Source organism: Micromonospora sp. A202 (assembly GCF_006715105.1).
Taxonomy (GTDB): domain Bacteria; phylum Actinomycetota; class Actinomycetes; order Mycobacteriales; family Micromonosporaceae; genus Micromonospora; species Micromonospora zamorensis.
Map to the genome: position 1 here is coordinate 69244 of NZ_VFMP01000001.1, position 25118 is coordinate 94361.

The window sequence follows — 25118 nt, forward strand, 5'->3', positions numbered from 1 at the left end:
TGTGAAGGATTATTTTCGAAGTATGTCCTTCACAACTGAGCCGTCGCGCTGGTCGGACGTCTGGCTCGCCGCCACCGCCCGTGGCACCACGATCTGCGGCGACTTTCTGGCCGCCACCGCGCTCGCGCTGGCGCTCCAGGGCTCCGGCGCCGGAGGGCTTGCCGTGTCGGGGCTGCTGCTCGCGGCCACCCTGCCCTTGGTGGTGCTCGCCCCGCTCACCGGACGGCTCGCCGACCGGGTGGACAGCCGCACCCTGCTGGTCACCGTCGGGCTGGCGCAGGCTGTCATCTGTACGCTGCTCGCCGTCGCCGAGCACCCGGTCCTGGTTGTGGGCCTCGTCGCCCTGCTCGCCTGCGGGCTCGCGGTGACCCAGCCCTGCCTGGCGGCGCTGCTGCCGGCGATGGTCCGCCCGGCCGACCTGCCCCGGGCCAGCGCGATCAGTCAGAACGCCGTCTCCCTCGGCGCGCTCGGCGGGCCGGTGCTGGCAGGCCTGCTGGTGGGGCAGTTCGGCACTCGCGTACCCCTGCTTCTCGATGCCGTGACCTACCTGGCGCTGGTGGTCGCGGGCCTGCTGCTGCGGACCCGGCGGGGCGGCCGACGGCCCGCCACCGCAGGGCCGGCGGGCGGGGGAAGCCCCGCGAACCAGGCCGACCCGAGCGGTACGGGGATGGGCTGGCGGCTGCGCCGTGACCCGCTGATGCTGGTCATGGTGGCCAGCACCGCGGTGGTGATCGCGGCGATCGGCGGCATCAACGTGATCGAGGTCTTCTTCATCCGGGAGACGCTGCACGGTTCGGCGACCACGTACGGCCTGGTGGGAGCGGCATGGATGGCCGGCATGCTGCCCGGCAGCTGGATTGCCGCCCGACTCGCCCGCCGGTTCGACCACGACGGGGCGCTCATCCGTGGGGTGCTGGTGACGCTGGCCATGTGCAGCCTGCTGGTGCTGCTCGCCGCGACGGTGCCGACGGCCGGCCTGCTCGTGCCGCTCTGGCTGGTGGCCGGCGCGGCGAACGGCGGCGAGAACGTCTTCGCCAACCTGCTCACCAGCCGCCGGGTGCCGGAGGCGATGCGCGGCCGGGCGTACGCCAGCTACGGCGCTGCGGTGCAGGGTGGCTCGATGGCCGGCTATCTGATCGGCGGGGCGCTGCTCACGGTCGTCCCGCCCCGACCACTGATCGCCGCAGCGGGCGTGGCCGGGCTCGTGGTGGTGTTGGCGTTCGTGCCGGTCGTCGCCCGGGCGGTACGACGGCCGGTGCCGGACGAGGCCCTCCGACATCCCCAGGCCGCTGGCACGGATGCGGGGTTGGCCACTTCGGGCCGGCCCGCCGAGCCGGAGCCGGAGGCCGGGGATACGGTCGGGTCATGGCTGAGCGCATCGCACGCCCGCGGGTCGGGCACATCCAGTTCCTGAACTGCCTGCCGATCTACTGGGGTCTGATGCGCTCCGGCGCCCTGCTCGACGTCGACCTGCACAAGGATTCACCGGACCGGTTGAGCGCTGCGCTGGTCGCTGGCGACCTCGACATCGGCCCGATCACCCTGTTGGAGTACCTGAAGCACGCCGACGAGCTTCTGCTCCTGCCGGACCTGGCGGTGGGCAGCGACGGGCCGGTGCTCTCGGTCAACATGGTCTCCACCCGACCCCTCGCCGAGCTGGACGGCGCCCGGGTGGCGCTCGGCTCGACGTCGCGGACCGGGGTCATGCTGGCTCAACTGCTGCTCACCGAGCAGTACAACGTGCGGCCCGACTACTTCCGTTGCCCGCCGGACCTGACCCAGATGCTGCTGGAGGCCGACGCCGCGGTGCTGATCGGTGACGTGGCGCTGCGGGCGTACTACGAGGCGCCCCAGCGGGGCCTGACCGTCACCGATCTCGGGCAGGCGTGGCGGGAGTGGACCGGCCTGCCGATGGTCTTCGCCGTCTGGGCGGTCCGCCGCGACTTCGCCTCCGCCCATCCGGGCATGGTCAAGGAGGTGCACGAGGCGTTCCTGCGCTCGCGGGACCTCTGCCTGGCCGAGTTGGACCAGGTCGCCGAGGCGGCGGCCCGGTGGGAGACGTTCGACGCGGAGACGCTGGCCACGTACTTCCGGACCCTGGACTTCTCCCTCGGCGACCGTCAGGTCGCCGGGCTGCGGGAGTGGGCCCGGCGGGCTACCGCCATCGGCGAGGCCCCGGCTCTGCCGGATGGCGGCCCGGAGTTCTTCGCCGGCTGAGCGGCGGGCGCGGCCCCTGCCAGCCAGCCTGCGCGGGCCAGCCGAGCAGCCGGCCGGGGGCCGGCGGGGCTCAGGCACCGGGGCGGAGCAGCGCCTCGGTGATCTTCTCGCAGTTCTTCATGCCGTAGTCGTAGCCCTTGTCGATCGGGTACTTCACCATCACGCCCATCGTCCAGGTGTCGCCGATGGCCAGGCAGTTGATGTGCATCTCCTGCTCCCTGGTCCGGTCGATCCACCCGTTCTTGATGGCGATCTGCTTCTGCTCGGCGGCCGGGAAGGCCTTGCGGATGCCGAAGTCACCGGCGCCGCGCACGAGCTTCATCTCGTTGAGCAGCCACTTGGTCCACTTCGGCCCGGCAGCGGTGCCGGTGGCGATGCAGTTGCCCAGACGGGCGGTGTCCCGGGGGGAGAGAGCCGTGCGGCTCCAACCGCGGTCGGGGGCGACGCTGCTGTCGGTCAACTTGCACATCGAGATCAGCCGCTTGATCGAGGCGTCCCGGCCGACCTGGTTGTAGAACTGTTCGGCCCGGGTGTTGTCGCTGTCCCGGATGATCCGCGTCGCGTCGGCGAGCTTCGCGTCGCTCGGGGTCTGACCGGCGTCGGCTGCGCGACGCAGATAGTCGGCGACGATCCACGACTTGATCATTGAGGCGGTGGTGCTGGTCTCGCCCATGTTCCTGGAGCCGATGATCTGCCCGGTCCGACGGTCCAGCACGCTCCAGGAATACCAGCCCTCGATGTCCAGGTCGAGGTTTTTGGCCGCGAACGGCAGCGGTGCCAGCGTGGGGCTTGGCGATGGCGGGGCTGGCTGGCGGGCGCTGCGGTCAGTGGGTTTGCCGGTGGACCGGTCGTTGGTCGTCGTGCCGGCGTTGCCCCACTTGGCGGCGGCGGACGACTCGAACGGCGACCCGGGCAGCAGCCGCAGCGACACCAGCACCAGCCCGATCAGGATGACCGCGATCGCGACCAGCCGAAGGGGGGAGGCGTCAGCGCCCTCGCGCCGGGTGGCCCGACGGTTGCCGGCCATCAGAGTTTCCCGACCGGTTGCTGCGGCACCTTGAGCGCGGCACCCGGCTGCGGGGTGACCAGCTGGGTGGCCACGCTGGCACAGACCTTCGCGCCGTAGTCCAGACCGCTCTTCTGCGGGTAGCGCAGCATCACCGCGAGACTCCACTTGTCGTTGACGGCGAGGCAGTTGACGTGCCAGTTGCCGTCGTAGTTGATCGGGGTCCAGCCGTTCTTGATGCTGACCGGGCCCTGCGCGGTGATCGATTTGGGCAGACCGTCGATGATCCCCCAGCGTCCACCGCCGGAGTCTGGTCTCTGGTCCTTCTTGGCGGTGGTGCCCTTGACCTTGCTCATCTGGTCCAGCACCCATTTGGTCCACTTGGGCCCGGCGGCCTTGCCGTCGGCGATGCAGTCGCCGAGCCGGACCGCGTCCCGGGGGGACATCCGGGTGAAGCTCCAGTAACCGGTGTACGGCTTGACGTTGCCGCGCTTGGTGTCGGTCAGCCCGCAGATCGTGATCGCCCGTTGGATCACCGCGTCGGGTGTGCTGCTGTTGGAGGGCTTGTACGAGCCGCCAGCAGCAGCGTGCACCTTGTTGGCAGCCCCGTCGTTGCTGTCGACGATGGCGACTCGAGCCATCTCCTTCATCGCTGCGGACGGCTCCTTGTTCTTGAGCTGTCGCAGGTAGTCGGAGACGATCCACGCCTTGATCATCGACTCGGTGGAGCTGGTCGCGGTCATGTTCGGCGATCCGGAGATCGTGCCTGTCTGGCGGTCCAGCAGCGCCCACGAGAAGAACTCGCCCTGGAAGCTCACTGACACCGGTCCGGCGGCCAGCGTGGGCGGCGGCGGCGGGGTGGGCGCGGGCGCGGCGACGGTCGAGGCGGCACCGCCGCCTCCGCCTCCGCTGCTGCCGCCGTCGGAGAGGCGGGCGTACGCGGCGGGGACCAGTAGGACGCCGCCGAGCAGGACCGCCGTGATGGCGAGCACCATGGTCACGCGAGATCGCATGAGTGGGTGAGCTCCAGGTGTCAGGGCCGGGGGGACCGGCTTGTTGTCCGGACAAACCGGCTGATCGCCAAGGCCGGGGGAGGTGGCCTCTGTCGTACGGCGATCGTTTGAAGCCGATCGGTGTGACGGCCGAAAGTCTACGTCCGGTTGCCGGACCCGCCAGAGTCCGACACCAGGCACGCCGCCATAAAGACGCGATATGGGACCGGTATGCGGTTCTTGCGGGGATTCACCTTTGTTTCGTGGCCCAAGTCACTGCGACGTCCGGCGATCCAGGTGACGCAAAGCGCTCATTCCGTTACGGATGGGATCCTCGGATTCCTGTTACACCCCCTGGTGCAACGTGGCGCAAGCTGTAACACTTAGCGTCATGTATGGCAACGACTTCTCCGCCCCGAACGGCGCCCCGGACGACGCCCCCGGCAGCGGCCTGCTGGGTGAGGTCGAGGCCGCCGAGGCCGAGCTTCGCGCGGCGGCAGCGCGCGGACGGCGTGGCGGCCCAGCCCCGGACGAGGACCTGGCGGCGTACTTCGCCGAGGTCGTCGACGCCGAGCAGAAGATCGAGCCACGCGACTGGATGCCCGACGCGTACCGCCGGACGTTGATCCGGCAGATCGCGCAGCACGCCCACTCCGAGATCATCGGCATGCAGCCGGAGGGCAACTGGATCAGCCGGGCGCCGTCACTCAAGCGCAAGGCGATCCTGCTGGCCAAGGTCCAGGACGAGGCGGGCCACGGCCTCTACCTCTACGCCGCCGCCGAGACCCTCGGCATCAGCCGCGACGAGCTGGTCCGGCTGCTGCTCGACGGACGACAGAAATACAGCTCGATCTTCAACTACCCCACCCTGAGCTGGGCCGACGTGGGCGCGATCGGTTGGCTGGTGGACGGCGCGGCGATCGTCAACCAGGTGCCGCTGTGCCGCTGCTCCTACGGCCCGTACGCCCGGGCGATGATCCGGGTCTGCAAGGAGGAGTCGTTCCACCAGCGGCAGGGCTACGAGATCCTGCACACCCTGGCGCACGGCACCCCGGGGCAGCAGGCGATGGCTCAGGACGCGGTGGACCGCTGGTGGTACCCGTCGCTGGCCATGTTCGGCCCGCCGGACGGCGACTCCACGCACTCCGGTCAGTCGATGGCCTGGAAGATCAAGCGCTTCTCGAACGACGACCTGCGGCAGCGTTTCGTCGACATGTGCGTCCAGCAGGCCGAGATCCTCGGGCTGCGCATCCCCGATCCGGACCTGCGCTGGAACGAGGAACGGCAGGCTCACGACTACACCCAGCCGGACTACGACGAGCTGATGCGGGTCATCTCCGGCGACGGGCCGTGCAACCGGGAACGGATCGCCCACCGCCGGGCCGCACACGCCGACGGCGCATGGGTACGGGAGGCCGCCACGGCGTACGCCGCGAAGCGGGCAGAACAGCGGGAGAAGGTAGCGGCATGACGGATCACTCGCCTCTGTGGGAGGTCTTCGTGCGGGCGCGGCGCGGGCTGTCGCACACCCACGTCGGCAGCCTGCACGCCCCCGACGCCGAGTTGGCCCTGCGCAACGCCCGGGACCTCTACACCCGCCGCCAGGAGGGCGTGTCGATCTGGGTGGTGCCGGCCGGCGCGATCACCGCGTCCAGCCCGGACGAGAAGGACGCCTTCTTCGACCCGGCCGCCGACAAGGTCTACCGCCACCCCACGTTCTACGAGGTGCCGGACGGGGTGGCCCACCTGTGAGCGAGCGGAGCGAGCGAACCAGCCAGCTCAGCAGCGCGGCGCTTCGCGTCGCCACCGAGCGCAGCGAGGTGGTGGCGTGAACGGGCCCTTCGACTTCGCCCTTGGCCTCGGCGACGACGCGTTGATCGCCGCGCAGCGTCTGGCCGAGTGGACCACCCGCGCGCCGGAGATGGAAGAGGACGTGGCGCTGGCCAACATCGCCCTCGACCAGCTCGGCGCGGCCCGCCTGCTGCTGTCGTACGCGGGCGAGTTGGAGAGCGCGGGCCGGGACGAGGACGCGTTGGCGTACCTGCGCGACGACCGCGAGTTCCGTAACGCCCTCCTGGTCGAGCTGCCCAACGGCGACTTCGCGGTGACGATGGCGAAGCTGTTCTTCCTGGCGGCGTACCAGTTGCCGCTGTACACGGCACTGGCCGGCTGCGCGGACGAGCGACTGGCCGCGATCGGCGCGAAGGCGCGCAAGGAGTCGGCGTACCACCTCGACCACGGCGCGCTGTGGGTGAAGCGGCTTGGCGACGGCACCGAGGAGTCGCACCGTCGCATGCAGGCCGCCGTCGACCAGGTGTGGCCGTACACCCATGAGCTGTTCGCCGCGGACCCGGCGGCGCCGGTCGACCCGGCCACCCTGCGGCCGGCGTTCGACGAGACCGTCGGCGCCGTGCTGGCGGAGGCGACGCTCACCCTGCCGGGAAGCGGCTGGGCGCCGGCCGGTGGACGAACCGGCGTGCACACCGAGCACCTGGCCTACCTACTCGCCGAAATGCAGGTGCTGCACCGCGCCCACCCCGGAGCGCAGTGGTGAACCCCAGGGAGGCGGCCGCGTCTGTGGTGGACCCGGAGATCCGGGTGATCACCATCGACGAGCTGGGCATCCTGCGGGCGGTCGAGGAGGATCCGGCCAGTGGCCGGGTCACCGTCACCATCACCCCGACCTACACCGGCTGCCCGGCGATGGACGTGATCCGGGCCGACATCCGCCGCGCGCTCGCGGTCGCGGGCCACGCCGACGCCGAGGTGCGCACGGTCTTCAGCCCGCCGTGGAGCACCGACTGGATCTCCGACGGTGGGCGGGCCAAGCTCGCCGCCGCCGGGATCGCCCCGCCGGCCCCGGTGCCGGCCGCCGGCGTGGTGTCGTTGACCCTCGCGGTCCGCTGCCCGCAGTGCGGTTCGCCGGAGACCGAGCAGGTCAGCCGGTTCGGCTCCACCGCGTGCAAGGCGCTGTGGCGTTGCCGTTCCTGCTCCGAACCCTTCGACCACCTGAAGGCGCTGTGACTGTCACCATCACCCGCCCGGTCCGTCGCCGGCCGGCCTTCCACCCGTTGTCGGTCGCGGCCGTCGACCGGCTCACCGACGACTCCGTGGCGGTCACGTTCGCCGTACCGGAGGAGTTGCGGGACACGTTCGCGTTCCGGGCGGGCCAGCACCTCACTGTGCGGCGGGTGGCTGAGGACGGCTCGGACGTGCGCCGGTCGTACTCGATCTGCTCCACCCCCGACGACCTGACCCGGCACGGCCGGTTGCGGATCGGGGTGCGAGAGATTCCCGGCGGCGCGTTCTCGGCGTTCGCCTGCGGGGCGCTGCGCGGCGGCGACACGGTCGAGGTGCTGCCGCCGCTGGGCACCTTCACGACGGCCTTCGCGCCGGACCGGGTGCGCCACTACGGCGCGGTCGTCGCCGGCTCCGGCATCACACCGGTGCTCGGGCTGGTCGCGACCGCCCTGGCCGTCGAGCCGGCCAGCACGTTCACCCTGGTGTACGGCAACCGCACGGCGAACACTGTGATGTTCGCCGAGGAGCTGGCCGACCTGAAGGACCGCTATCCCACCCGGCTGCACCTGGTGCACGTCCTCTCCCGGGAGCAGGGCGAGTCACCACTGCTCTCCGGACGCATCGACGCCGAGAGGCTGGGCCGGTTGCTGGGCAGCATCGTGCCGGGCGACCTGGTCGAGGAATGGTTCCTCTGCGGTCCGTACGGCATGGTGGTCGACGTCCGGGACGTGCTGACCGCGCGTGGGCTTCCCGAGTCGGCGGTGCGTACCGAACTGTTCCACGTCGACGCACCGCCGGAGCCGGTCCGCCGACCCACCGACCAGGTGGGCGCCGGGGCCGAGGTGACCGTCGTGCTGGACGGCCGCTCGTCGAACTTCACGATGGGTCGCGAGGAGCGGGTGCTGGACGCCGCGCTGAAGGTTCGCGGCGAGCTGCCGTACGCCTGCAAGGGTGGTGTCTGCTCGACCTGCAAGGCGAAGGTCGTGGACGGCGCGGTCACGATGGCCCGCAACTACGCCCTGGAGCCCGACGAGCTGGCCGCCGGTTACGTCCTGACCTGCCAGTCCAGCCCGACGACCGACAAGCTCACTGTCGACTACGACGCATGACGACGCCGAACGACCGGGTCGCCTTGCGTAGATCTTGGACAGTTTCCGTTCGGCGCTGACGGAAACTGTCCAAGATCTCGGCCCTCCGGACAGCTCTCAGACGCTGGGGTGCACGTCACGGGAGGCGGAGCGGAATGCCGGGCGCTGGCCGGGCGACGTAGGCTCGGGGTGTGACGGTGAGCCGGGAGATCGACGACATCCTGCAGCGTGGCGCGGACGGCGGGCGGATCACGCCCGAGGAGGCGCTGCTGCTCTACACCGAGGCGCCCTTCCACGCGTTGGGCGAGGCGGCGGACGCGGTGCGCCGGCGGCGCTACCCCGACAACGTCGTCACGTACCTGATCGACCGCAACATCAACTACACGAACGTCTGCGTGACGGCGTGCAAGTTCTGCGCGTTCTACCGCGCTCCCAAGCACAAGGAAGGGTGGACCCACCCGACCGAGGAGATCCTGCGCCGGTGCGGCGAGGCGGTCGAGCTGGGCGCGACCCAGGTGATGCTCCAGGGCGGGCACCACCCGGACTACGGCGTGGAGTACTACGAGGAGCTGTTCTCCTCGGTCAAGCAGGCGTACCCGCAGCTGGTCATCCACTCGATCGGCCCCAGCGAGATCCTGCACATGGCGAAGGTCTCCGGTGTGAGCCTGGACGAGGCGATCGCCCGGATCAAGACCGCGGGTCTGGACTCGATCGCCGGCGCCGGCGCGGAGATGCTGCCGGAGCGGCCGCGAAAGGCCATCGCGCCGCTCAAGGAGTCGGGCGAGCGCTGGCTGGAGGTCATGGAGCTGGCCCACCGGCAGGGCATCGAGTCGACCGCCACCATGATGATGGGCACCGGTGAGACGCACGCCGAGCGGATCGAGCACCTGCGCATGATCCGTGACGTGCAGGACCGCACCGGCGGTTTCCGGTCCTTCATTCCGTGGACGTACCAGCCGGAGAACAACCACCTCAAGGGCCGCACCCAGGCGACCACGCTGGAATACCTGCGGCTGGTCGCGGTGGCCCGGCTCTTCTTCGAGACCGTGCCGCACCTCCAGGCGTCCTGGCTGACCACGGGCAAGGACGTCGGGCAGCTCTCGCTGCACATGGGCGTGGACGACCTCGGCTCGATCATGCTGGAGGAGAACGTCATCTCCTCCGCCGGTGCCCGGCACCGCTCCAACCTGCACGAGCTGATCGGCATGATCCGCTCGGCGGACCGGATCCCCGCGCAGCGGGACACCCTCTACAACCGGCTCGCCGTGCACCACACGCCGGCCGACGACCCGACCGACGAGCGGGTGGTCTCACACTTCTCCTCGATCGCGCTGCCCGGTGGCGGGGCGGGCAAATCCCTGCCGCTGGTCGAGGTCAACTGACGCGGGTCGGCGTCCGGCCGTTCGGCTGACCGAGGCTCATGCTCTCGCCTGGTCGGGTCGGCGGTACGGGTGGTCCCCGTCGCCGCAGCGTCAGGCTGTCCGTCGCGGGGGTGGTGGAGATGATCGTCGACGGCTAGCGTCGCGCCTCGTATCCGTTGCCACCGTCGGCCGCCGAGAACGGCGCGACCGTGCTGGTGGCGGATGGTCTGATGGCCGTGTGCTGTCCTCCATCGGCCCGCTGAGGGTCGTTCATATAACGCACGGCGGTACGGGCGGGATGGGTGACCATCCCGCCCGTACCGTCTGCCCAGCTCGGGCCGGATGGATGAAAACGCCCTCCCCAGCTGGCGTAAGAGATCGACCTTCGATAGCGTCCGCTCCGTTCCGCAACCATTCTTCTTCCCTACCCCCGGGGGACTGATGACAGCGTTCCACCGCTCGGCCCTGGCGCGCGCCGGCGTTGTGGCTCTGCTCGCGGCAGGTGGCCTGGCCACCGTGGCCGCCCCGGCGCAGGCCGCCGACCAGGCCGACCTGGCGCTGGTGCCGCTCAGCTACGAGCTGGCCAAGGGCGTCAAGGCGGCCAAGGCCAAGCCGTTCAAGTTCCTGGTCGACAACACCCGGAGCACGGTCGCCGCCAAGGGCGTCAGCTACACCGTGGACACCAGCAACCTGCGCAAGGGCCGGGTCGGGGTCTTGGTGCCCGACGGTTGCCAGGTGAAGGGCAGGACCTTCACCTGCCAGCTCGGCGACGTGGCCGCCGGCACCAGCGAAGACTTCGGCATCCCGCTCTTCTCCACCGGTGGCCGCGGTGAGGCCGGCACGCTGGTGGTCACCATCAAATCGGCCACCGCCGACCCCAACCGCGAGGACAACACGGTCGAGCACGACATCACCGTCGCGAAGCCCGGCTACGACCTGACCAGCTGGGTGCAGGACGTCAACGCGAACGTGGTGGTGAACGGCGTCCAGGGCGACGACCCCGACCTCAGGCCGGTCCGGCGCGGCGAGACGGTGCCACTGGACTGGGCGGTCTACAACGACGGCAGCCGCAAGGCCACCGGCCTGTCCTACGTGCTCACGCTCCCGGCCGGGGTCACCTTCGCCACCCTGCCGGACACCTGCGTCGCGCAGACCTTCGGCGGCGTCGCCCAGGCGCTCTGCCAGGACGACGGCGCGGTGATCAAGCCCGGTGAGTACTACACGGCGGACATCAAGGTGACGGTCGGCACGAACGTCACCGAGCCGGTGCTGCGCGTTGGTGAGCTGGTCGCGCATGGTCTGGACGCGGCGACGGGCCAGCCCGAGGAGGAGCCGGAGCCGGCGACCAGCGCCCAGCGGAAGGCCTTCACCGAGGTCGACGAGGGTGACAACCAGGCGATCTTCGACGTCTTCGTCGACCTGACCACCCAGCCGTCCCCGACCCCCACGCCGACGCCCACCGCGACCCCGACGCCCACCGCCACGCCGACGCCGGACGGCACGCCGAGCCCGAGCGGCACGACGACGCCCGGCACGACCACGTCGCCGGGTGCCGGTGGCGGTGGCTCCGACGGCGGTGGGTTGCCGGTGACCGGTGTGCAGGTCGGCCTGATCGGCGGCATCGGCGCGATCATCCTGCTCGTGGGCGGGGCGCTGCTGGTGCTCTCCCGTCGGCGCAAGGTCGTCCTGGTCGCTCCGGGCGACGAGAAGTCGACCGACTGACGACACCGCGCCGCTGACCCGAGGCGCTTCGACACGAGGCGCAACGGCGGCGGACCTGGCACGACGCGAGGGCGGGGTGGGCGACCACCCCGCCCTTTCGCGTACCCGTGCGACGGCACCGCACCCAGCTGGCGGCGCTCGTCGGCCGGCTGGCAGAGTGGAGGGGTGAGCCGTACCCCGCAGGGCCAGCGAGCCAGTCTGGACAAGCAGCCGCACGAGGTCGCCGCGATGTTCGATGGCGTGGCGGAGCGTTACGACCTGACCAACACGGTGATCTCGCTGGGTCAGGATCGCTCGTGGCGTCGCTCCACCCGGGCGGCGCTGGGGCTGCGGCCGGGTGAGCGGGTGCTGGACGTGGGCGCCGGCACCGGCGTCTCGACGCGGGAGCTGGCGCAGTCCGGGGCGTACGCGGTGGGCGCCGACCTGTCGTTGGGCATGCTGTACGCCGGCAAGCGGGCCCGCCCCGAGGTGCCGCTGCTGGCCGGCGACGCGCTGCGGTTGCCGTTCGCCGACGCCAGCTTCGACGCGGTGACCATCTCCTTCGCGCTGCGCAACGTCAACGACACCGACGCGGCCCTGCGTGAGCTGGCCCGGGTCACCCGGCCGGGCGGGCGACTGGTGGTCTGCGAGTTCAGCACCCCGGTCAACCCGGCCTTCCGGACGGTCTACCTGTCGTACCTGATGCGGTCACTGCCGGTGGTCGCCCGAGCGGTGTCGAGCAACCCCGAGGCGTACGTCTATCTCGCCGAGTCGGTCCGGGCCTGGCCGGCGCAGGCCGCGCTTGCCGGGCGGATCGCCGCGGCCGGGTGGGGACGAGTGGCGTGGCGCAACCTGACCGGTGGTGTGGTTGCCCTGCATCGGGGCATCCGCGAGTAGTCCGCGATCGACACGGGACGGCACGGACATTATTCAGGTTTCGTGAATATCGGCCTTTAGTCCACTTTGCCCCGTACGCTCGATCGCATGACCGGAGCAGACCCGGCGGACCCGGTGGCCGCCACCGACGACGACGCGGCCGAACTCATCGCGCAGTTGCGCGCGTTGGCCGGAGCCGACCCGGTGGAGGTCCGGCTGGTGGTCGCCGAGGTGTTGGCGGCACTGGACCGGGCGGCGGGTGGCGCGCTCCGTGAGCATCTGCCCGAGACAATCCGGGTCGATGCGGGGCTGGACGCCTCCAGCTCGGCCTGACACCTGACTGCTGTGGACGGTCGGGGACTGTCACATCGGCGAGTTAGGTACCCCTGATCCTGCGCTGGTATGACGCCGGTCATACACTCGTCCCGTCTGGCTTGTGAAGCATTTCACGAGCGTGCGGGAGGAGGCGCGAATGACCCCGGTGGAACACGACGCCGACGTCATTGTCGTGGGCGCCGGTCCCGGTGGATCAGCTACTGCGTACCACCTGGCCCGGCACGGCGTACGGGTGCTGTTGTTGGAGAAGACCGAGTTCCCGCGGGAGAAGGTCTGCGGCGACGGGTTGACCCCGCGCGCCGTCCGTCAGCTCATCCGGATGGGTGTGGACACCTCGCCCGAGGCGGGCTGGCTGCACAACCGCGGCCTGCGCGTCATCGGTGGTGGGGTGCGCCTGGAACTGGACTGGCCGGAGCTGGCGAGCTTCCCCAACTACGGCCTGGTGCGTACGAGACTGGACTTCGACGACCTGCTCGCGCGGCAGGCGGTGGCCGCCGGTGCCAAGCTGCGGACCAACGTCAACGTGCTGGGCCCGGTGCTCGACGGCGACGGCCGGGTCACCGGCGTCGAGGCGGAGGTCGGGCCGGGCAAGGAGCCGACCACCTTCCACGCCCCGCTGGTCGTCGCGGCGGACGGGGTCTCCGGCCGCTTCCCGCTCGCGCTCGGGCTGGCCAAGCGGGAGGACCGGCCGATCGGCGTGGCCGTCCGCCGCTACTACCGCTCGCCGGCCAAGCACGACGACAACTACCTGGAGTCCTGGCTGGAGTTGCGCAGCAAGGACAGCGGCGACAACCTGCTGCCCGGGTATGGCTGGATCTTCGGCCTGGGTGACGGTCGGGTCAACGTCGGTCTCGGCGTGCTCAACTCGTCCTCGGCGTTCGGCAAGACCAACTACCGCCGGCTGCTCACCGACTGGCTCGCCAACACCCCCGAGGACTGGGGGATGACCGACGAGACCAACGCCGACGGCCCGATCCTCGGCGCCGCGCTGCCGATGGGCTTCAACCGGGTGCCGCACTACACCCGTGGCGTGCTGCTGGTCGGTGACTCGGGGGGCATGGTCAACCCGTTCAACGGCGAAGGCATCGCGTACGCGATGGAGTCCGGCGAACTGGCCGCGGAGGCCATCGTCCAGGCCCTCGCCCGGCCGGCCGGCCCGGAGCGGGAGCGGGCGCTGATGGCGTACCCGAACGAGCTGAAGGCCCGACTCGGCGGTTACTACCGGTTGGGCGGCATCTTCGTGAAACTGATCGGCCGCCCGGAGATCATGCGGATCGCCACCAAACACGGCATGCCGCACCCGACGCTGATGCGTTTCGTCCTCAAGCTGTTGGCCAACCTGACCGACCCGCGTGGCGGGGATGCGATGGACCGGGTCATCAACGCGATGACGAAGGCAGCTCCAGCCGTATAAGTAGGACGGCATCGGTGCTGGTCACAGCCCCGACGCCGACAAAGATCGACCCCCGCCGACTGCCACTGCGAGGGACGTGAATAGTGTGATTTTCGTCAAGCACCGAGGGCAGGGAAGGACGAGCAGGAGAAAACGATGTCGCTCTCGCCTTACGCACCGATCATCGGGCTGTTCGCCCTCGCCGCGGCGTTCTCGCTGTTCTCCGTCGGCGCCGCCCGCTTCGCGGGTCCCCGTCGCTACAACAAGGCCAAACTCGAGGCTTACGAGTGCGGCATCGAGCCCAGCCCGCAGCCGGTCGGCGGCGGCCGGTTCCCGATCAAGTTCTACCTGACGGCGATGCTCTTCATCGTCTTCGACATCGAGATCATCTTCCTCTACCCCTGGGCGGTCTCGTTCGACGCTCTGCCGATCTTCGGCTTCGTGGAGATGGTCCTGTTCATCGTCGCGGTCTTCGTTGCGTACGCCTACGTGTGGCGGCGCGGCGGCCTGGACTGGGACTGAGGAAGGAACGTCAGATGGGCATCGAGGAGAAGCTTCCCGCCGGCGTCCTGCTCACCTCGGTGGAGAAGCTGGTCAACTGGTCCCGGAAGTCGTCCGTGTGGGGCGCTACCTTCGGCCTGGCCTGCTGCGCCATCGAGATGATGGCAGCCGGTGGTCCGCACTACGACATGGGCCGCTGGGGCATGGAGGTCTTCCGGGCGTCGCCCCGGCAGGCCGACCTGATGATCGTGGCCGGCCGGGTGAGTCAGAAGATGGCCCCGGTTCTGCGCCAGATCTACGACCAGATGGCCGAGCCCCGCTGGGTGCTCTCGATGGGCGTCTGTGCCAGCAGCGGCGGCATGTTCAACAACTACGCGATCGTGCAGGGCGTCGACCACGTGGTGCCGGTCGACATGTACCTGCCGGGCTGCCCGCCCCGGCCGGAGATGCTCATCGACGCGATCCTCAAGCTCCGCGAGAAGATCATGTATGAGCCGCTGGGCCCGAACGGCCGCAAGATGCTGGCTGCCCGCCAGGAGCGCGGCGACGTTCCGATCGTGCCCTACGGCTCCATGCCCTCCTCGTACCGCAGCGACAAGGCCCGGCGTGCCGAGTGGACCCGGGCGGTCCGCGAGGGCCGCGAGGAGCAGCTGCGGATCGAGAACTGGATGAACGCTCAGAACCACCTCCACCCGCAGGCAGGCCCCAAATGACGTCACCCACGGACAAGCCCAACGACGGCGGAGTGCCGGTCCCGGTGACGCCGGTCGGCGCCAGCAGCACGGCTCCGGCCGAGTACCCGCCGGCCAGCCCGGCCGGGCGTGGGATGTTCGGCAACCAGGGCACCGGCGATGTGTCCGGCTACGGCGGCCTGGTCCGCCAGCGCCAGCCCATCGAGGAGGCGTCCCGTCCGTACGGGAGCTACTTCGACGAGGTCCGCGACGCGTTGGAGGAGGCGTACCCGGCCTTCGGCGACGCGATCGAGAAGGTCGTGGTCGACCGGGGTGAGCTGACGCTGCACATCCGTCCGGAACGGATCGCCGAGGTCTGCCAGGTGATGCGCGACGACCTGGCGCTGCGGTTCGAGCTGTGCTCGTCGGTGTCCGGCGCGGACTACCTGGGCGCCGACGAGCGGCGGCTGCACGTGGTCTACCTGCTCACCTCGATGACGTACCGCCGGCGGGTCCGGCTGGAGGCCGCGGTCTCCGTCGAGGCCCCGCACCTGCCCAGCGTGACCGCCATCTACCCGACGGCGGACTGGCAGGAGCGCGAGGCGTACGACATGTTCGGCATCGTCTTCGACGGCCACCCCAACCTGACCAGGATCCTCATGCCGGACGACTGGGAGGGCCACCCGCAGCGCAAGGACTACCCGCTCGGCGGTGTGCCCGTCGAGTACAAGGGCGCGGAGATCCAGCCGCCGAACGAGCGGAGGTCGTACCAGTGACGACGTCGAACTACGCCAGCGAGCGCGAGACCGACGAGGGTCGAGTCTTCACCGTCACCGGTGGGGACTGGGACACCATCGTCTCGGGCACCGACCCGATCAACGACGAGCGGATCGTCGTCAACATGGGTCCGCAGCACCCGTCCACGCACGGGGTGCTGCGGCTGATCCTGGAGCTGGAGGGCGAGACGGTCCGCGAGGCCCGTTCCGTCGTCGGCTACCTGCACACCGGCATCGAGAAGAACCTCGAATACCGCAACTGGGTTCAGGGCTCGACGTTCGTGACCCGGATGGACTACCTCGCCCCGATCTTCAACGAGACGGCGTACGCCCTCGCCGTCGAGAAGCTGCTCGGCATCACCGACGACATCACCGAGCGGGCCACCACCATCCGCGTGCTGATGATGGAGCTCAACCGGATCTCGTCGCACCTGGTCTGGCTGGCCACCACCGGCATGGAGCTGGGCGCGATCTCGATCATGCTGTACGGCTTCCGCGAGCGGGAGTACATCCTCGACATCTTCGAGACCATCACCGGTCTGCGGATGAACCACGCGTACGTCCGGCCGGGCGGTGTGGCGCAGGACGTGCCGGACGAGGCGATCGTCAAGATCCGCGAGTTCCTCAAGATGATGCCGAAGAAGCTCAAGGAGTACGAGGACCTGCTCTCCGGCCAGCCGATCTGGACCGAGCGGACGAAGAACGTCGCGGTGCTGGACGTGACCGGCTGCGTGGCCCTCGGCATCACCGGGCCGGTGCTGCGCTCCGCCGGTCTCGCCTGGGACCTGCGCAAGACCATGCCGTACTGCGGTTACGAGAACTACGAGTTCGACGTGCCGACCCACCCCGACGGTGACGTGTGGGGCCGCTACCAGGTCCGGCTCGCCGAGATCCGGGAGTCGATGAAGCTGGTCGAGCAGGCCCTGGACCGGCTCCGCCCGGGTCCGGTGATGGTGGCCGACCGCAAGATCGCCTGGCCCGCGCAGCTGGCCATCGGCGTGGACGGCATGGGCAACTCGCTGGAGCACGTAGCGAAGATCATGGGTCAGTCGATGGAGTCGCTGATCCACCACTTCAAGCTGGTGACCGAGGGCTTCCGGGTTCCGCCGGGCCAGGTGTACGTCGCGATCGAGGCTCCCCGGGGCGAGTTGGGCGTGCACGCGGTCTCCGACGGTGGCACCCGGCCGTACCGGGTGCACTACCGCGAGCCCAGCTTCGTCAACCTCCAGGCCCTCCCGGCGATGGCCGAGGGCGGTCTGATCGCCGACGTGATCGCCGGCGGCGCCTCGTTGGACCCGGTGATGGGTGGTTGTGACCGATGAGTGTTTTCACTGACGAGACCCGGGAGCGGGCGCGCGAGATCATCGCCCGCTACCCGGCGGACCGGTCCCGCTCGGCGTTGCTGCCGCTGCTGCACCTGGTGCAGGCCGAGGAGGGGTACGTCTCCCCGGCCGGGGTCACGTTCTGCGCCGAGGTCCTGGGGCTGAACAAGGCCCAGGTCGGCGCGGTGGCGACCTTCTACACGATGTACAAGCGCAAGCCGACCGGTGACTTCCTGGTCAGCGTCTGCACCAACACCATGTGCAACGTGCTCGGTGGCCAGGAGGTCTACGACACCCTGTCCGAGCACCTGGGCGTCGGGCACGACGAGACGACCGCCGACGGCACGATCACGCTGGAGCACGCCGAGTGCCTGGCGGCGTGCGACTACGGCCCGGTGATGACTGTCAACTACGACTTCTTCGACGGCGTGGACGCTTCCACAGCGGTCGGTGTCGTCGACGAGCTGCGGGCGGGCGGGCGGCCGATGCCGACCCGCGGTGCCCGGCTCTGCACCCTCAAGGAAATGGCGGTGCAGCTCGCCGGTTTCGCCGACGAGCGCGAGGGCGCGGTCGCCGACGGTGGGCCCGGTGAGCCCACCCTGCGCGGGCTGCGGTTGGCGCAGGAGCACGGCGTCTCGGTGCCGGGCTTCGACCCGAACACCCCGATCCGCAGCAAGGCCGAGGCCGACAAGGCCGCCGCTGAGGCGAAGGCGAAGGCGGAGGCCGCCAAGCCGGCGCCCGTCGAGGCCAGCGCGGCACCGGTCAAGGGTGGCGACGGGGCGTCCGCCCCGACGGGGGCGGCCGGGGTCGGCGAGCCGGCGAAGCCGGCAGACGCCACTGGGCCGGCGGAGGCCACCGGGCCGGCGAAGCCGGCAGACGCCAGTGGCAGCACCACGCGGGACGTCAAGGCACCGGACGACAAGTCGCCGCAGGTGCGTACCGCCGAGACCCGGCAGCCGGACGCGGGCACGGCGGTGCCGGACGCCCCTGGCACCAAGGTCCCGACTGACGGCACCGGCACCGCGCCCGAGGCTGGCGACGCACGGTCGGCCGAGGCCGCCGGTGTGGCGGCCAACGCGCCGGCCGGTGACGGCAAGCCCGCCGGCGACGAGGCCGGGGCGCAGGAGCGCAACCTCACCGAAGCGAAGGCTGGCACGGACGCCGACGGCGCCGGACCGGCGGACGCGAACGAAACGGGGGCCCAGAAGTGACCACTCCCCGCCCGGAGACCGTGGCCAAGCTGACGCCGGTGCTGACCAAGCGCTGGCTGTCGCCGGACGCCTGGCGTATCGGCACGTACGAGCAACTGGACGGCTACGCCGCACTGCGCAAGGCGCTCAAGGCCCACCCGGACGACCTGATCCAGCTGATCAAGGACTCGGGGCTGCGCGGCCGGGGTGGCGCCGGCTTCCCCACCGGTCTCAAGTGGGGCTTCATCCCGCAGGGCGACGGCAAGCCGCACTACCTGGTGGTCAACGCCGACGAGGGCGAGCCGGGCACCTGCAAGGACCTGCCGCTGATGACCCACGACCCGCACGCGCTGGTCGAGGGCGTGATCATCGCGTCGTACGCGATCCGGGCCAACCGCGCCTACATCTACATCCGGGGCGAGGCGGTGCACGCCGCGCGTCGGCTGCGCAACGCGGTCCAGGAGGCGTACGACAAGGGCTACCTCGGCCGGAACATCCTGCGCAGCGGCTACGACCTGGAGCTGGTGGTGCACTCCGGCGCCGGGGCGTACATCTGCGGCGAGGAGACGGCGCTGCTGGACTCGCTGGAAGGCTTCCGGGGGCAGCCCCGGCTGCGCCCGCCGTTCCCGGCCACCCACGGCCTGTACGCGAGCCCGACGGTGGTGAACAACGTCGGCACCATCGCCAGCGTGCCGCCGATCGTGCTCGGCGGGGCTGACTGGTGGAAGAGCATGGGCACCGAGAAGTCCTCCGGGCCGATGATCTATTCGCTGTCCGGTCGGATCGTCAACCCGGGCCAGTACGAGTGCTCGATGGGTGTCACGCTGCGCGAGCTGCTGGAGCTGGCCGGTGGCATGCAGCCCGGGCACAACCTGCGGTTCTGGACCCCGGGTGGCTCGTCCACCCCGCTGCTCGCCGCCGAGCACCTGGACGTGCCACTGGACTTCGAGGGGGTGGCGGCGGCCGGCTCGATCCTGGGCACCACGGCCACCCAGATCTTCTCCGACCAGGACTGCCCGGTCTACGCGACGTACCGGTGGCTGGAGTTCTACCACCACGAGTCGTGCGGTAAGTGCACCCCGTGCCGCGAGGGCAACTACTGGATGGTTCGGGTCTACCGGCGGATCCTCGCCGGTCAGGGCACCCACGAAGACCTGGACACCCTGCTGGACACCTGCGACAACATCCTCGGCCGCTCGTTCTGCGGCCTGGGTGACGGCGCGACCAGCTCGGTGACCTCGTCACTGAAGTACTTCAAGCAGGACTACCTCGACTACATCGAGGGACGTACCGCGCCGAAGCTGTCGGACAAGCAGCTAGTTGGAGCTCACTGATGCGAGCGCGAGGAGTGAGCGGAGCGAGCCCCGCAGTCGCGAGCGAAAGGCAAGCACTGTGACCGACGTAGCAAAGCAGACCGAGACCGTCACGCTCACCATCGACGGCGTCGAGGTCACCGCCCCCAAGGGGACGTTGCTGATCCGGGTCGCCGAGCAGATGGGCACCGAGATCCCCCGGTTCTGCGACCACCCGCTGCTGGCCCCGGCCGGCGCGTGCCGGCAGTGCCTGGTCGAGGTGGAGGGCCAGCGCAAGCCGGTGGCCTCCTGCACCCAGGCCGTCGCCGACGGCATGGTCGTGCGTACGCAGATCACCTCCCCGGTGGCCAAGAAGGCGCAGGAGGGGGTGATGGAGCTGCTGCTGCTCAACCACCCGCTGGACTGCCCGATGTGTGACAAGGGCGGTGAGTGCCCGCTCCAGAACCAGGCGATGTCCACCGGCCGCACCGACTCGCGCTTCCACGAGCACAAGCGGGAGTACGAGAAGCCGATGGCGATCAGCAGCCAGGTGCTGCTGGACCGCGAGCGGTGCGTGCTCTGTCAGCGGTGCACCCGGTTCTCCGAGGAGATCGCCGGCGACAAGTTCATCGACCTGATGGGCCGGTCGTCCGCCGAGGAGATCAACATCTACCGGGACGACGCGTACGGCGAAGAGGGCGACGCCGGTGACGTCCCGTTCAACTCCTACTTCTCCGGCAACACCGTGCAGATCTGCCCGGTGGGCGCGCTGACCGGTGCGCAGTACCGCTTCCGGGCCCGCCCGTTCGACCTGGTGTCCAGCCCGAGCGTTTGCGAGCACTGCTCGGCCGGCTGCGGGCAGCGCACCGACTGGCGGCGCGGCAAGGTGCTGCGCCGGCTGGCCGGCGACGAGCCGCAGGTCAACGAGGAGTGGAACTGCGACAAGGGCCGGTGGGGTTTCCAGTACACCCGGGCCGCCGACCGGTTGACCACCCCGCTGGTCCGCGACGAGCACACCGGCGAGCTGCGCGAGGCGTCCTGGAGCGAGGCGCTCACCGTGGCCGCCGAGGGCCTGCACACTGCTCGGGAGAGTGGGCAGGGCACGGCGGTGCTCACCGGCGGCCGGCTGACCGTCGAGGACGCGTACGCCTACGCGAAGTTCGCCCGGGTCGCCCTTACCACCAACGACATCGACTTCCGGGCCCGGCCGGTCTCCCGCGAGGAGGCCGACTTCCTGGCCAGCTCGGTCGCCGGGGTCACCGACGTCACCTACACCGACGTGGAGAACGCGCCGGCGGTGGTGCTGGTCGGCCTGGAGCCGGAGGAGGAGTGCCCGATCCTCTTCCTGCGGCTGCGCAAGGCGTACCTGAAGAAGACCCTGACGGTGTACGCGCTGGCGCCGTTCGCCACCCGCGGCCTGGAGAAGCTCGGTGCCAAGCTGGCCCGGGTCGTGCCGGGCGAGGAGGCCAGCGTGCTCGCCGAGCACGCCACGGTCGCCGAGGCGCTGAGCGCACCGGGCGCGATCCTGATCGTCGGCGAGCGACTGGCCACTGTGCCGGGCGGGCTCTCCGCAGCGGCGGACGTGGCGCGGCGTACCGGCGCGAAGCTGGTGTGGGTGCCGCGGCGCGCGGGTGACCGCGGCGCTGTCGACGCGGGCTGCCTGCCCAACCTGCTCCCCGGTGGACGGCTGGTGACCGAGCCGGCCGCCCGCGCCGAGCTGGGTGAGGCGTGGGACATCCCGGCCGGGGTGATCCCGAGCCAGGCCGGGCGGGACACCGACGGCATCCTCACCGCGGCGGCCAACGGGCAGCTCGGCGCGCTTGTCGTCGGCGGCGTCGACCCGGCCGACCTGGCCGACCCGCGACTGGCCGAGGCCGCCCTGGACGCGGTGCCGTTCCTGGTCAGCCTGGAGCTGCGCGCCAGCGCGGTGACCCGGCGGGCGAACGTGGTGCTGCCGGTCGCCCCGGTGGTTGAAAAGGCCGGCAGCTTCCTGGACTGGGAGGGTCGGCTGCGCCCGTTCGAGGCCGTGCTGAACACCGCCGCGATGACCGACGGTCGGGTGCTCGACGCGCTGGCCGCACTGCTCGACGTGCGGCTCGGCACGGCGGATGTGCCGAGCGTGCGTCGTGAGCTGGGCACGCTGCCGGCGACGCGGATGTCTCGGCCGGCGGCGCCGTCGGTCGCGCCGGGCCGGGTGCCGCAGCCGAACGCCGGGGAGGCCGTACTGGCCACCTGGCACCAACTGGTGGACCTCGGCACCCTGACCGAAGGCGACGAGAACCTCGCCGGGACCGCCCGTCCGCCGGTGGTCCGGCTGGGTAAGGGCACCGCCGAGGCACTCGGTGTGGTCGACGGTGACGCGGTCACGGTCGGCACCGACCGGGGGGCGCTGACCCTGCCGGCGGAACTCACCGAGATGCCGGACGGCGTGGTCTGGCTGCCGACCAACTCACCCGGCTCGACCGTGCGGCGCAGCCTCGGGGCGTCGTCCGGCGCGGTCGTCCGGATCTCCGTCCCCGCACCGAGTACGGCCATCCCGGCCGGACGCGTGGCGGCCGACGAGACCGGTCTCCCGGGTCCTCTCCTCAACTCCGGGGGTAACCAGTGAGTCCGATCTACCTGGCCCAGGATCCGACGCTTGCCGATTTCGGCCGGGATCCGTGGTGGCTGGTCCTCGGCAAGATTGTCTTCGCGTTCGCCTTCGGTCTGCTGGCCACCCTGCTCGGTGTCTGGTTCGAGCGGCGCGTGGTCGGCTACATGCAGGTGCGGCCCGGCCCCAACCAGGTCGGCCCGTTCGGCCTGCTGCAGACCCTCGCCGACGGCCTGAAGATGGCCTTCAAGGAGGACATCCTGCCGAAGGCGGCCGACAAGGTCGTCTACTTCTTCGCCCCGACGATCTCGGTGATCTGTGCGGTCACCGCGCTGTCGGTGGTGCCCTTCGGCCCGATGGTGAGCATCTTCGGCCACCACACGCCGTTGCAGGTCACCGACGTGCCGGTGGCGGTGCTGCTGCTGCTCGCCTGCTCGTCGATGGGCGTCTACGGCATCGTGCTGGGTGGTTGGGCCTCCGGCTCGACGTACCCGCTGCTCGGTGGTCTGCGGTCGACCGCCCAGATGATCTCCTACGAGGTCGCGATGGGCCTGAGCATCGTGGCGGTCTTCATGACCGCCGGCACGATGAGCACCAGCGGGATCGTCGCCGCTCAGGGCGACGCCACGCGGCTGACCATCATGGGCACCGAGATCCCGGCGCCGGGCTGGTACGCGATCCTGCTGCTGCCCAGCTTCATCATCTTCTTCATCGCCACGGTGGGTGAGACCAACCGGGCGCCGTTCGACCTGCCCGAGGCCGAGTCCGAGCTGGTCGCCGGCTTCATGACGGAATACAGCTCGCTGAAGTTCGCGCTCTTCATGCTCAGCGAGTACGTCGCGATGGTGACCATGTCCGCGGTCACCACCACGCTGTTCCTGGGCGGTTGGCGGGCACCCTGGCCGATCACCATCTGGGAGGGCGCCAACTCCGGTTGGTGGCCGATGCTCTGGTTCTTCGGCAAGGTGATCGCGCTGGTCTTCGTCTTCGTCTGGCTGCGCGGCACGCTGCCCCGGCTGCGCTACGACCAGTTCATGCGCCTCGGTTGGAAGGTGCTGCTGCCGATCAACCTGGTCTGGATCCTGGTCCTGTCGGGCCTGCGTTCCATCGAGGACTGGGACACCCGCGGCAAGGTGATCGCGGTTGGCATCCCCGCCGGCCTGCTGCTGATCGCCACGCTGTTCTGGCCCAGCCGCCGGCCGCAGCCGAAGCCGACAACTCAGGAACAGGTCGACAACCGGCCGTACGGGAGCTTCCCGCTGCCACCGATGGATCTTCAGGTACCACCGAGCCCGCGCATCACGCGCGTGGTCGCCGAGCGGGAGCCGGCCAACATCGTTGCCGGCTCGGACTCCAGGGAGGTGTGACGTGGGCGCGATCACCGGAACGTTCAAGGGATTCGGTGTCACCTTCTCGCACATGTTCAGGAAGGTCGTCACGACCGACTACCCGTTCAAGCCGCCGGTGTCGGCGCCGCGCTACCACGGGCGGCACATCCTCAACCGGCACCCGGACGGCCTGGAGAAGTGCATCGGCTGCGAGCTGTGCGCCTGGGCATGCCCGGCGGACGCGATCTACGTCGAGGGTGGCGACAACACCGACGAGCAGCGCTTCTCGCCGGGTGAGCGGTACGCCAGCATCTACCAGATCAACTACGCCCGCTGCATCTTCTGCGGGCTGTGCATCGAGGCCTGCCCGACCCGTTCGCTCACCATGAGCAACGAGTACGAGCTGGCCCGGGACAACCGGCAGGACCTCATCTTCACCAAGGAGCAGTTGCTCGCGCCGTTGCTGGAGGGCATGGAGCAGCCTCCGCACCCGATGCGGCTGGGTGACAGCGAGAAGGACTACTACGTCGGCGCGCTGGACAACCCGGGCACCTCCGCCGGTGCGGAGACGTCCCCGATGGGTCCCGGCCGCTACCAGGTCGAGGAGCACCCCGGCGTGACGTTCCCGGGCGCCGAGCAGGCCGCCCAGCGCGCGGCTGCCGGCAAGGGAGAGAAAGCATGACCACGTCTACGGTGCTCGCCGCGGCGGGTTCGGTCTCCACCGGCGAGGCGGTCACCTTCTGGATCCTCGCCCCGCTCGCGCTGCTCGGCGGGATCGGGATGGTGGCCGCGCGCAACGCCGTGCACTCGGCGCTGTGGCTGGTGCTGACCATGCTCTGTCTGGGCGTGTTCTACGTCCTCCAGGCCGGTCCGTTCATCGGCATGGTGCAGATCATCGTCTACACCGGCGCGATCATGATGCTGTTCCTCTTCGTGCTGATGCTGGTCGGTCGGGACTCCACGGACTCCCTGATCGAGACGCTGCGCGGCCAGCGCGTCGCCGCGATCGTGCTCGGCCTGGGCTTCGCCGGCCTGGTCGGCACCGGCCTGTACCAGGCGCTGGACCAGACCAACACTGTCGGCCTGGAGCAGGTCAACGCCGAGGGGAACGTGCAAGGCATCGCCCGGCTGCTGTTCACCAAGTACGTCTTCGCGTTCGAGCTGACCTCGGCGCTGCTGATCACCGCGGCGGTCGGTGCCATGGTGCTGGCCCACGTCGAGCGGCGTAAGCAGGACAAGGTCGACCAGGTGTCGACCATGAAGGCACGCTTCGCCCCGGGCAACTACCCCGGGCCGAAGCCGGGCCCCGGTGTCTTCGCGACCTCGTCCTCGGTGGCCACCCCGGCCCGGCTGCCCGACGGCCGCCTGACCGACCGCAGCACCCCGGCGATCCTTCCGCAGCGCGAGCTGACCGCCGAGGAGACGTCTCTGAAGGGCACGGACCGGTGAGCGCGAGG

Annotated in this window: 23 protein-coding genes and 1 pseudogene; 22 read left to right on the top strand and 2 right to left on the bottom strand. The window is 70.2% G+C overall.

The genetic code is table 11. The features are described from left to right. The first annotated feature begins 22 nt into the window (after positions 1–22). Both FBZ33_RS00335 and FBZ33_RS00340 read left to right on the top strand, forming a co-directional pair. On the top strand, positions 23–1414 hold the full coding sequence (locus FBZ33_RS00335; protein WP_141907596.1) for an MFS transporter: 1392 nt from the start codon (positions 23–25) through the stop codon (positions 1412–1414). Beyond that, positions 1366–2217, top strand: a complete 852-nt coding sequence (locus FBZ33_RS00340) for a menaquinone biosynthetic enzyme MqnA/MqnD family protein (protein WP_141907597.1) — start codon at positions 1366–1368, stop codon at positions 2215–2217. Before FBZ33_RS00335 ends, FBZ33_RS00340 begins: the two co-directional genes overlap by 49 nt. Before the next feature lie 70 nt (positions 2218–2287). Here the strand turns inward: FBZ33_RS00340 and FBZ33_RS00345 are convergent, their stop codons facing one another. Together FBZ33_RS00345 and FBZ33_RS00350 are read right to left on the bottom strand one after the other, a co-directional pair. Then, positions 2288–3244, bottom strand: a complete 957-nt coding sequence (locus FBZ33_RS00345; RefSeq protein ID WP_141907598.1) for a serine hydrolase — start codon at positions 3242–3244, stop codon at positions 2288–2290. Next, positions 3244–4236, bottom strand: a complete 993-nt coding sequence (locus FBZ33_RS00350; protein WP_141907599.1) for a hypothetical protein — start codon at positions 4234–4236, stop codon at positions 3244–3246. The genes FBZ33_RS00345 and FBZ33_RS00350 overlap by 1 nt, the downstream gene beginning before the upstream one ends. 370 nt (positions 4237–4606) lie before the next feature. Here FBZ33_RS00350 and paaA point away from each other — a divergent pair, with 370 nt between their 5' ends. The 20 genes and pseudogenes from paaA (at position 4607) to FBZ33_RS00450 (ending at position 25110) form a co-directional block, all read left to right on the top strand. Then, the gene (gene paaA, locus FBZ33_RS00355) at positions 4607–5686 is read left to right on the top strand and encodes a 1,2-phenylacetyl-CoA epoxidase subunit PaaA (RefSeq protein WP_099849894.1); all 1080 of its coding nucleotides are present in this window, start codon (positions 4607–4609) and stop codon (positions 5684–5686) included. Continuing rightward, entirely contained in the window at positions 5683–5967 is a 285-nt protein-coding gene (gene paaB, locus FBZ33_RS00360; protein WP_088951115.1) for a 1,2-phenylacetyl-CoA epoxidase subunit PaaB, read from the top strand. Before paaA ends, paaB begins: the two co-directional genes overlap by 4 nt. 76 nt (positions 5968–6043) lie before the next feature. Continuing rightward, positions 6044–6769, top strand: coding sequence for a 1,2-phenylacetyl-CoA epoxidase subunit PaaC (gene paaC / locus FBZ33_RS00365; protein WP_088951116.1), 726 nt, complete (start codon positions 6044–6046; stop codon positions 6767–6769). Then, positions 6763–7239 (top strand): 1,2-phenylacetyl-CoA epoxidase subunit PaaD, encoded by a 477-nt coding sequence (gene paaD, locus FBZ33_RS00370; protein WP_088951117.1) that lies wholly within the window; start codon positions 6763–6765, stop codon positions 7237–7239. Before paaC ends, paaD begins: the two co-directional genes overlap by 7 nt. Further along, positions 7236–8345, top strand: coding sequence for a 1,2-phenylacetyl-CoA epoxidase subunit PaaE (gene paaE / locus FBZ33_RS00375; protein ID WP_141907600.1), 1110 nt, complete (start codon positions 7236–7238; stop codon positions 8343–8345). Before paaD ends, paaE begins: the two co-directional genes overlap by 4 nt. Before the next feature lie 170 nt (positions 8346–8515). Continuing rightward, complete coding sequence (gene mqnC / locus FBZ33_RS00380) at positions 8516–9706, top strand: cyclic dehypoxanthinyl futalosine synthase (RefSeq protein ID WP_088951121.1); 1191 nt, start codon at positions 8516–8518, stop codon at positions 9704–9706. A 420-nt stretch (positions 9707–10126) separates the two neighbouring features. Then, positions 10127–11407, top strand: a complete 1281-nt coding sequence (locus tag FBZ33_RS00385; RefSeq protein ID WP_141907601.1) for a cell wall anchor protein — start codon at positions 10127–10129, stop codon at positions 11405–11407. 165 nt (positions 11408–11572) lie between these two features. Continuing rightward, positions 11573–12283 carry a demethylmenaquinone methyltransferase gene (locus FBZ33_RS00390; RefSeq protein ID WP_088951123.1) on the top strand — a complete coding sequence of 237 codons (711 nt, stop codon included), beginning with the start codon at positions 11573–11575 and terminating at the stop codon, positions 12281–12283. Positions 12284–12370: 87 nt separating this feature from the next. Next, positions 12371–12595, top strand: a complete 225-nt coding sequence (locus FBZ33_RS00395) for a hypothetical protein (RefSeq protein WP_088951124.1) — start codon at positions 12371–12373, stop codon at positions 12593–12595. Between the two features lie 139 nt (positions 12596–12734). Beyond that, complete coding sequence (locus FBZ33_RS00400) at positions 12735–14012, top strand: geranylgeranyl reductase family protein (protein ID WP_088951125.1); 1278 nt, start codon at positions 12735–12737, stop codon at positions 14010–14012. 135 nt (positions 14013–14147) lie between these two features. Next, complete coding sequence (locus FBZ33_RS00405) at positions 14148–14513, top strand: NADH-quinone oxidoreductase subunit A (protein ID WP_007454588.1); 366 nt, start codon at positions 14148–14150, stop codon at positions 14511–14513. A 14-nt stretch (positions 14514–14527) separates the two neighbouring features. Beyond that, complete coding sequence (locus FBZ33_RS00410) at positions 14528–15205, top strand: NADH-quinone oxidoreductase subunit B family protein (protein ID WP_124821345.1); 678 nt, start codon at positions 14528–14530, stop codon at positions 15203–15205. After that, positions 15202–15939: an NADH-quinone oxidoreductase subunit C gene (locus FBZ33_RS00415; protein WP_112638718.1), complete on the top strand. Its 738-nt coding sequence runs from the start codon at positions 15202–15204 to the stop codon at positions 15937–15939. Before FBZ33_RS00410 ends, FBZ33_RS00415 begins: the two co-directional genes overlap by 4 nt. Continuing rightward, positions 15936–17261, top strand: coding sequence for an NADH-quinone oxidoreductase subunit D (locus FBZ33_RS00420; protein ID WP_141907602.1), 1326 nt, complete (start codon positions 15936–15938; stop codon positions 17259–17261). The genes FBZ33_RS00415 and FBZ33_RS00420 overlap by 4 nt, the downstream gene beginning before the upstream one ends. After that, positions 17258–18181 (top strand): annotated as a pseudogene (gene nuoE, locus FBZ33_RS00425) (NADH-quinone oxidoreductase subunit NuoE); the annotation flags it as partial. The gene FBZ33_RS00420 and the pseudogene nuoE, both read left to right, overlap by 4 nt. Before the next feature lie 287 nt (positions 18182–18468). Further along, complete coding sequence (gene nuoF, locus FBZ33_RS00430) at positions 18469–19785, top strand: NADH-quinone oxidoreductase subunit NuoF (RefSeq protein WP_099849910.1); 1317 nt, start codon at positions 18469–18471, stop codon at positions 19783–19785. A gap of 58 nt (positions 19786–19843) precedes the next feature. Continuing rightward, complete coding sequence (locus tag FBZ33_RS00435; protein ID WP_141907604.1) at positions 19844–22351, top strand: NADH-quinone oxidoreductase subunit G; 2508 nt, start codon at positions 19844–19846, stop codon at positions 22349–22351. Next, positions 22348–23700, top strand: a complete 1353-nt coding sequence (nuoH, locus tag FBZ33_RS00440) for an NADH-quinone oxidoreductase subunit NuoH (RefSeq protein ID WP_141907605.1) — start codon at positions 22348–22350, stop codon at positions 23698–23700. The genes FBZ33_RS00435 and nuoH overlap by 4 nt, the downstream gene beginning before the upstream one ends. 1 nt (position 23701) lies before the next feature. Beyond that, a complete protein-coding gene (gene nuoI / locus FBZ33_RS00445) occupies positions 23702–24343 on the top strand; it encodes an NADH-quinone oxidoreductase subunit NuoI (protein WP_141907606.1) in 642 nt (213 codons plus the stop codon). Further along, positions 24340–25110, top strand: coding sequence for an NADH-quinone oxidoreductase subunit J (locus FBZ33_RS00450; RefSeq protein ID WP_099849918.1), 771 nt, complete (start codon positions 24340–24342; stop codon positions 25108–25110). Before nuoI ends, FBZ33_RS00450 begins: the two co-directional genes overlap by 4 nt. Positions 25111–25118 lie beyond the last annotated feature (8 nt).

What these genes read in the sequence shown, in the direction of transcription:
- FBZ33_RS00335 (WP_141907596.1), top strand. Translation starts at nt 23, where the DNA reads ATGTCCTTCACAACTGAGCCGTCGCGCTGGTCGGACGTCTGGCTCGCC.
- FBZ33_RS00340 (WP_141907597.1), top strand. Translation starts at nt 1,366, where the DNA reads ATGGCTGAGCGCATCGCACGCCCGCGGGTCGGGCACATCCAGTTCCTG.
- FBZ33_RS00345 (WP_141907598.1), bottom strand. Translation starts at nt 3,244, where the DNA reads ATGGCCGGCAACCGTCGGGCCACCCGGCGCGAGGGCGCTGACGCCTCC.
- FBZ33_RS00350 (WP_141907599.1), bottom strand. Translation starts at nt 4,236, where the DNA reads ATGCGATCTCGCGTGACCATGGTGCTCGCCATCACGGCGGTCCTGCTC.
- paaA (WP_099849894.1), top strand. Translation starts at nt 4,607, where the DNA reads ATGTATGGCAACGACTTCTCCGCCCCGAACGGCGCCCCGGACGACGCC.
- paaB (WP_088951115.1), top strand. Translation starts at nt 5,683, where the DNA reads ATGACGGATCACTCGCCTCTGTGGGAGGTCTTCGTGCGGGCGCGGCGC.
- FBZ33_RS00385 (WP_141907601.1), top strand. Translation starts at nt 10,127, where the DNA reads ATGACAGCGTTCCACCGCTCGGCCCTGGCGCGCGCCGGCGTTGTGGCT.
- FBZ33_RS00395 (WP_088951124.1), top strand. Translation starts at nt 12,371, where the DNA reads ATGACCGGAGCAGACCCGGCGGACCCGGTGGCCGCCACCGACGACGAC.
- FBZ33_RS00400 (WP_088951125.1), top strand. Translation starts at nt 12,735, where the DNA reads ATGACCCCGGTGGAACACGACGCCGACGTCATTGTCGTGGGCGCCGGT.
- FBZ33_RS00405 (WP_007454588.1), top strand. Translation starts at nt 14,148, where the DNA reads ATGTCGCTCTCGCCTTACGCACCGATCATCGGGCTGTTCGCCCTCGCC.
- FBZ33_RS00410 (WP_124821345.1), top strand. Translation starts at nt 14,528, where the DNA reads ATGGGCATCGAGGAGAAGCTTCCCGCCGGCGTCCTGCTCACCTCGGTG.
- FBZ33_RS00415 (WP_112638718.1), top strand. Translation starts at nt 15,202, where the DNA reads ATGACGTCACCCACGGACAAGCCCAACGACGGCGGAGTGCCGGTCCCG.
- FBZ33_RS00450 (WP_099849918.1), top strand. Translation starts at nt 24,340, where the DNA reads ATGACCACGTCTACGGTGCTCGCCGCGGCGGGTTCGGTCTCCACCGGC.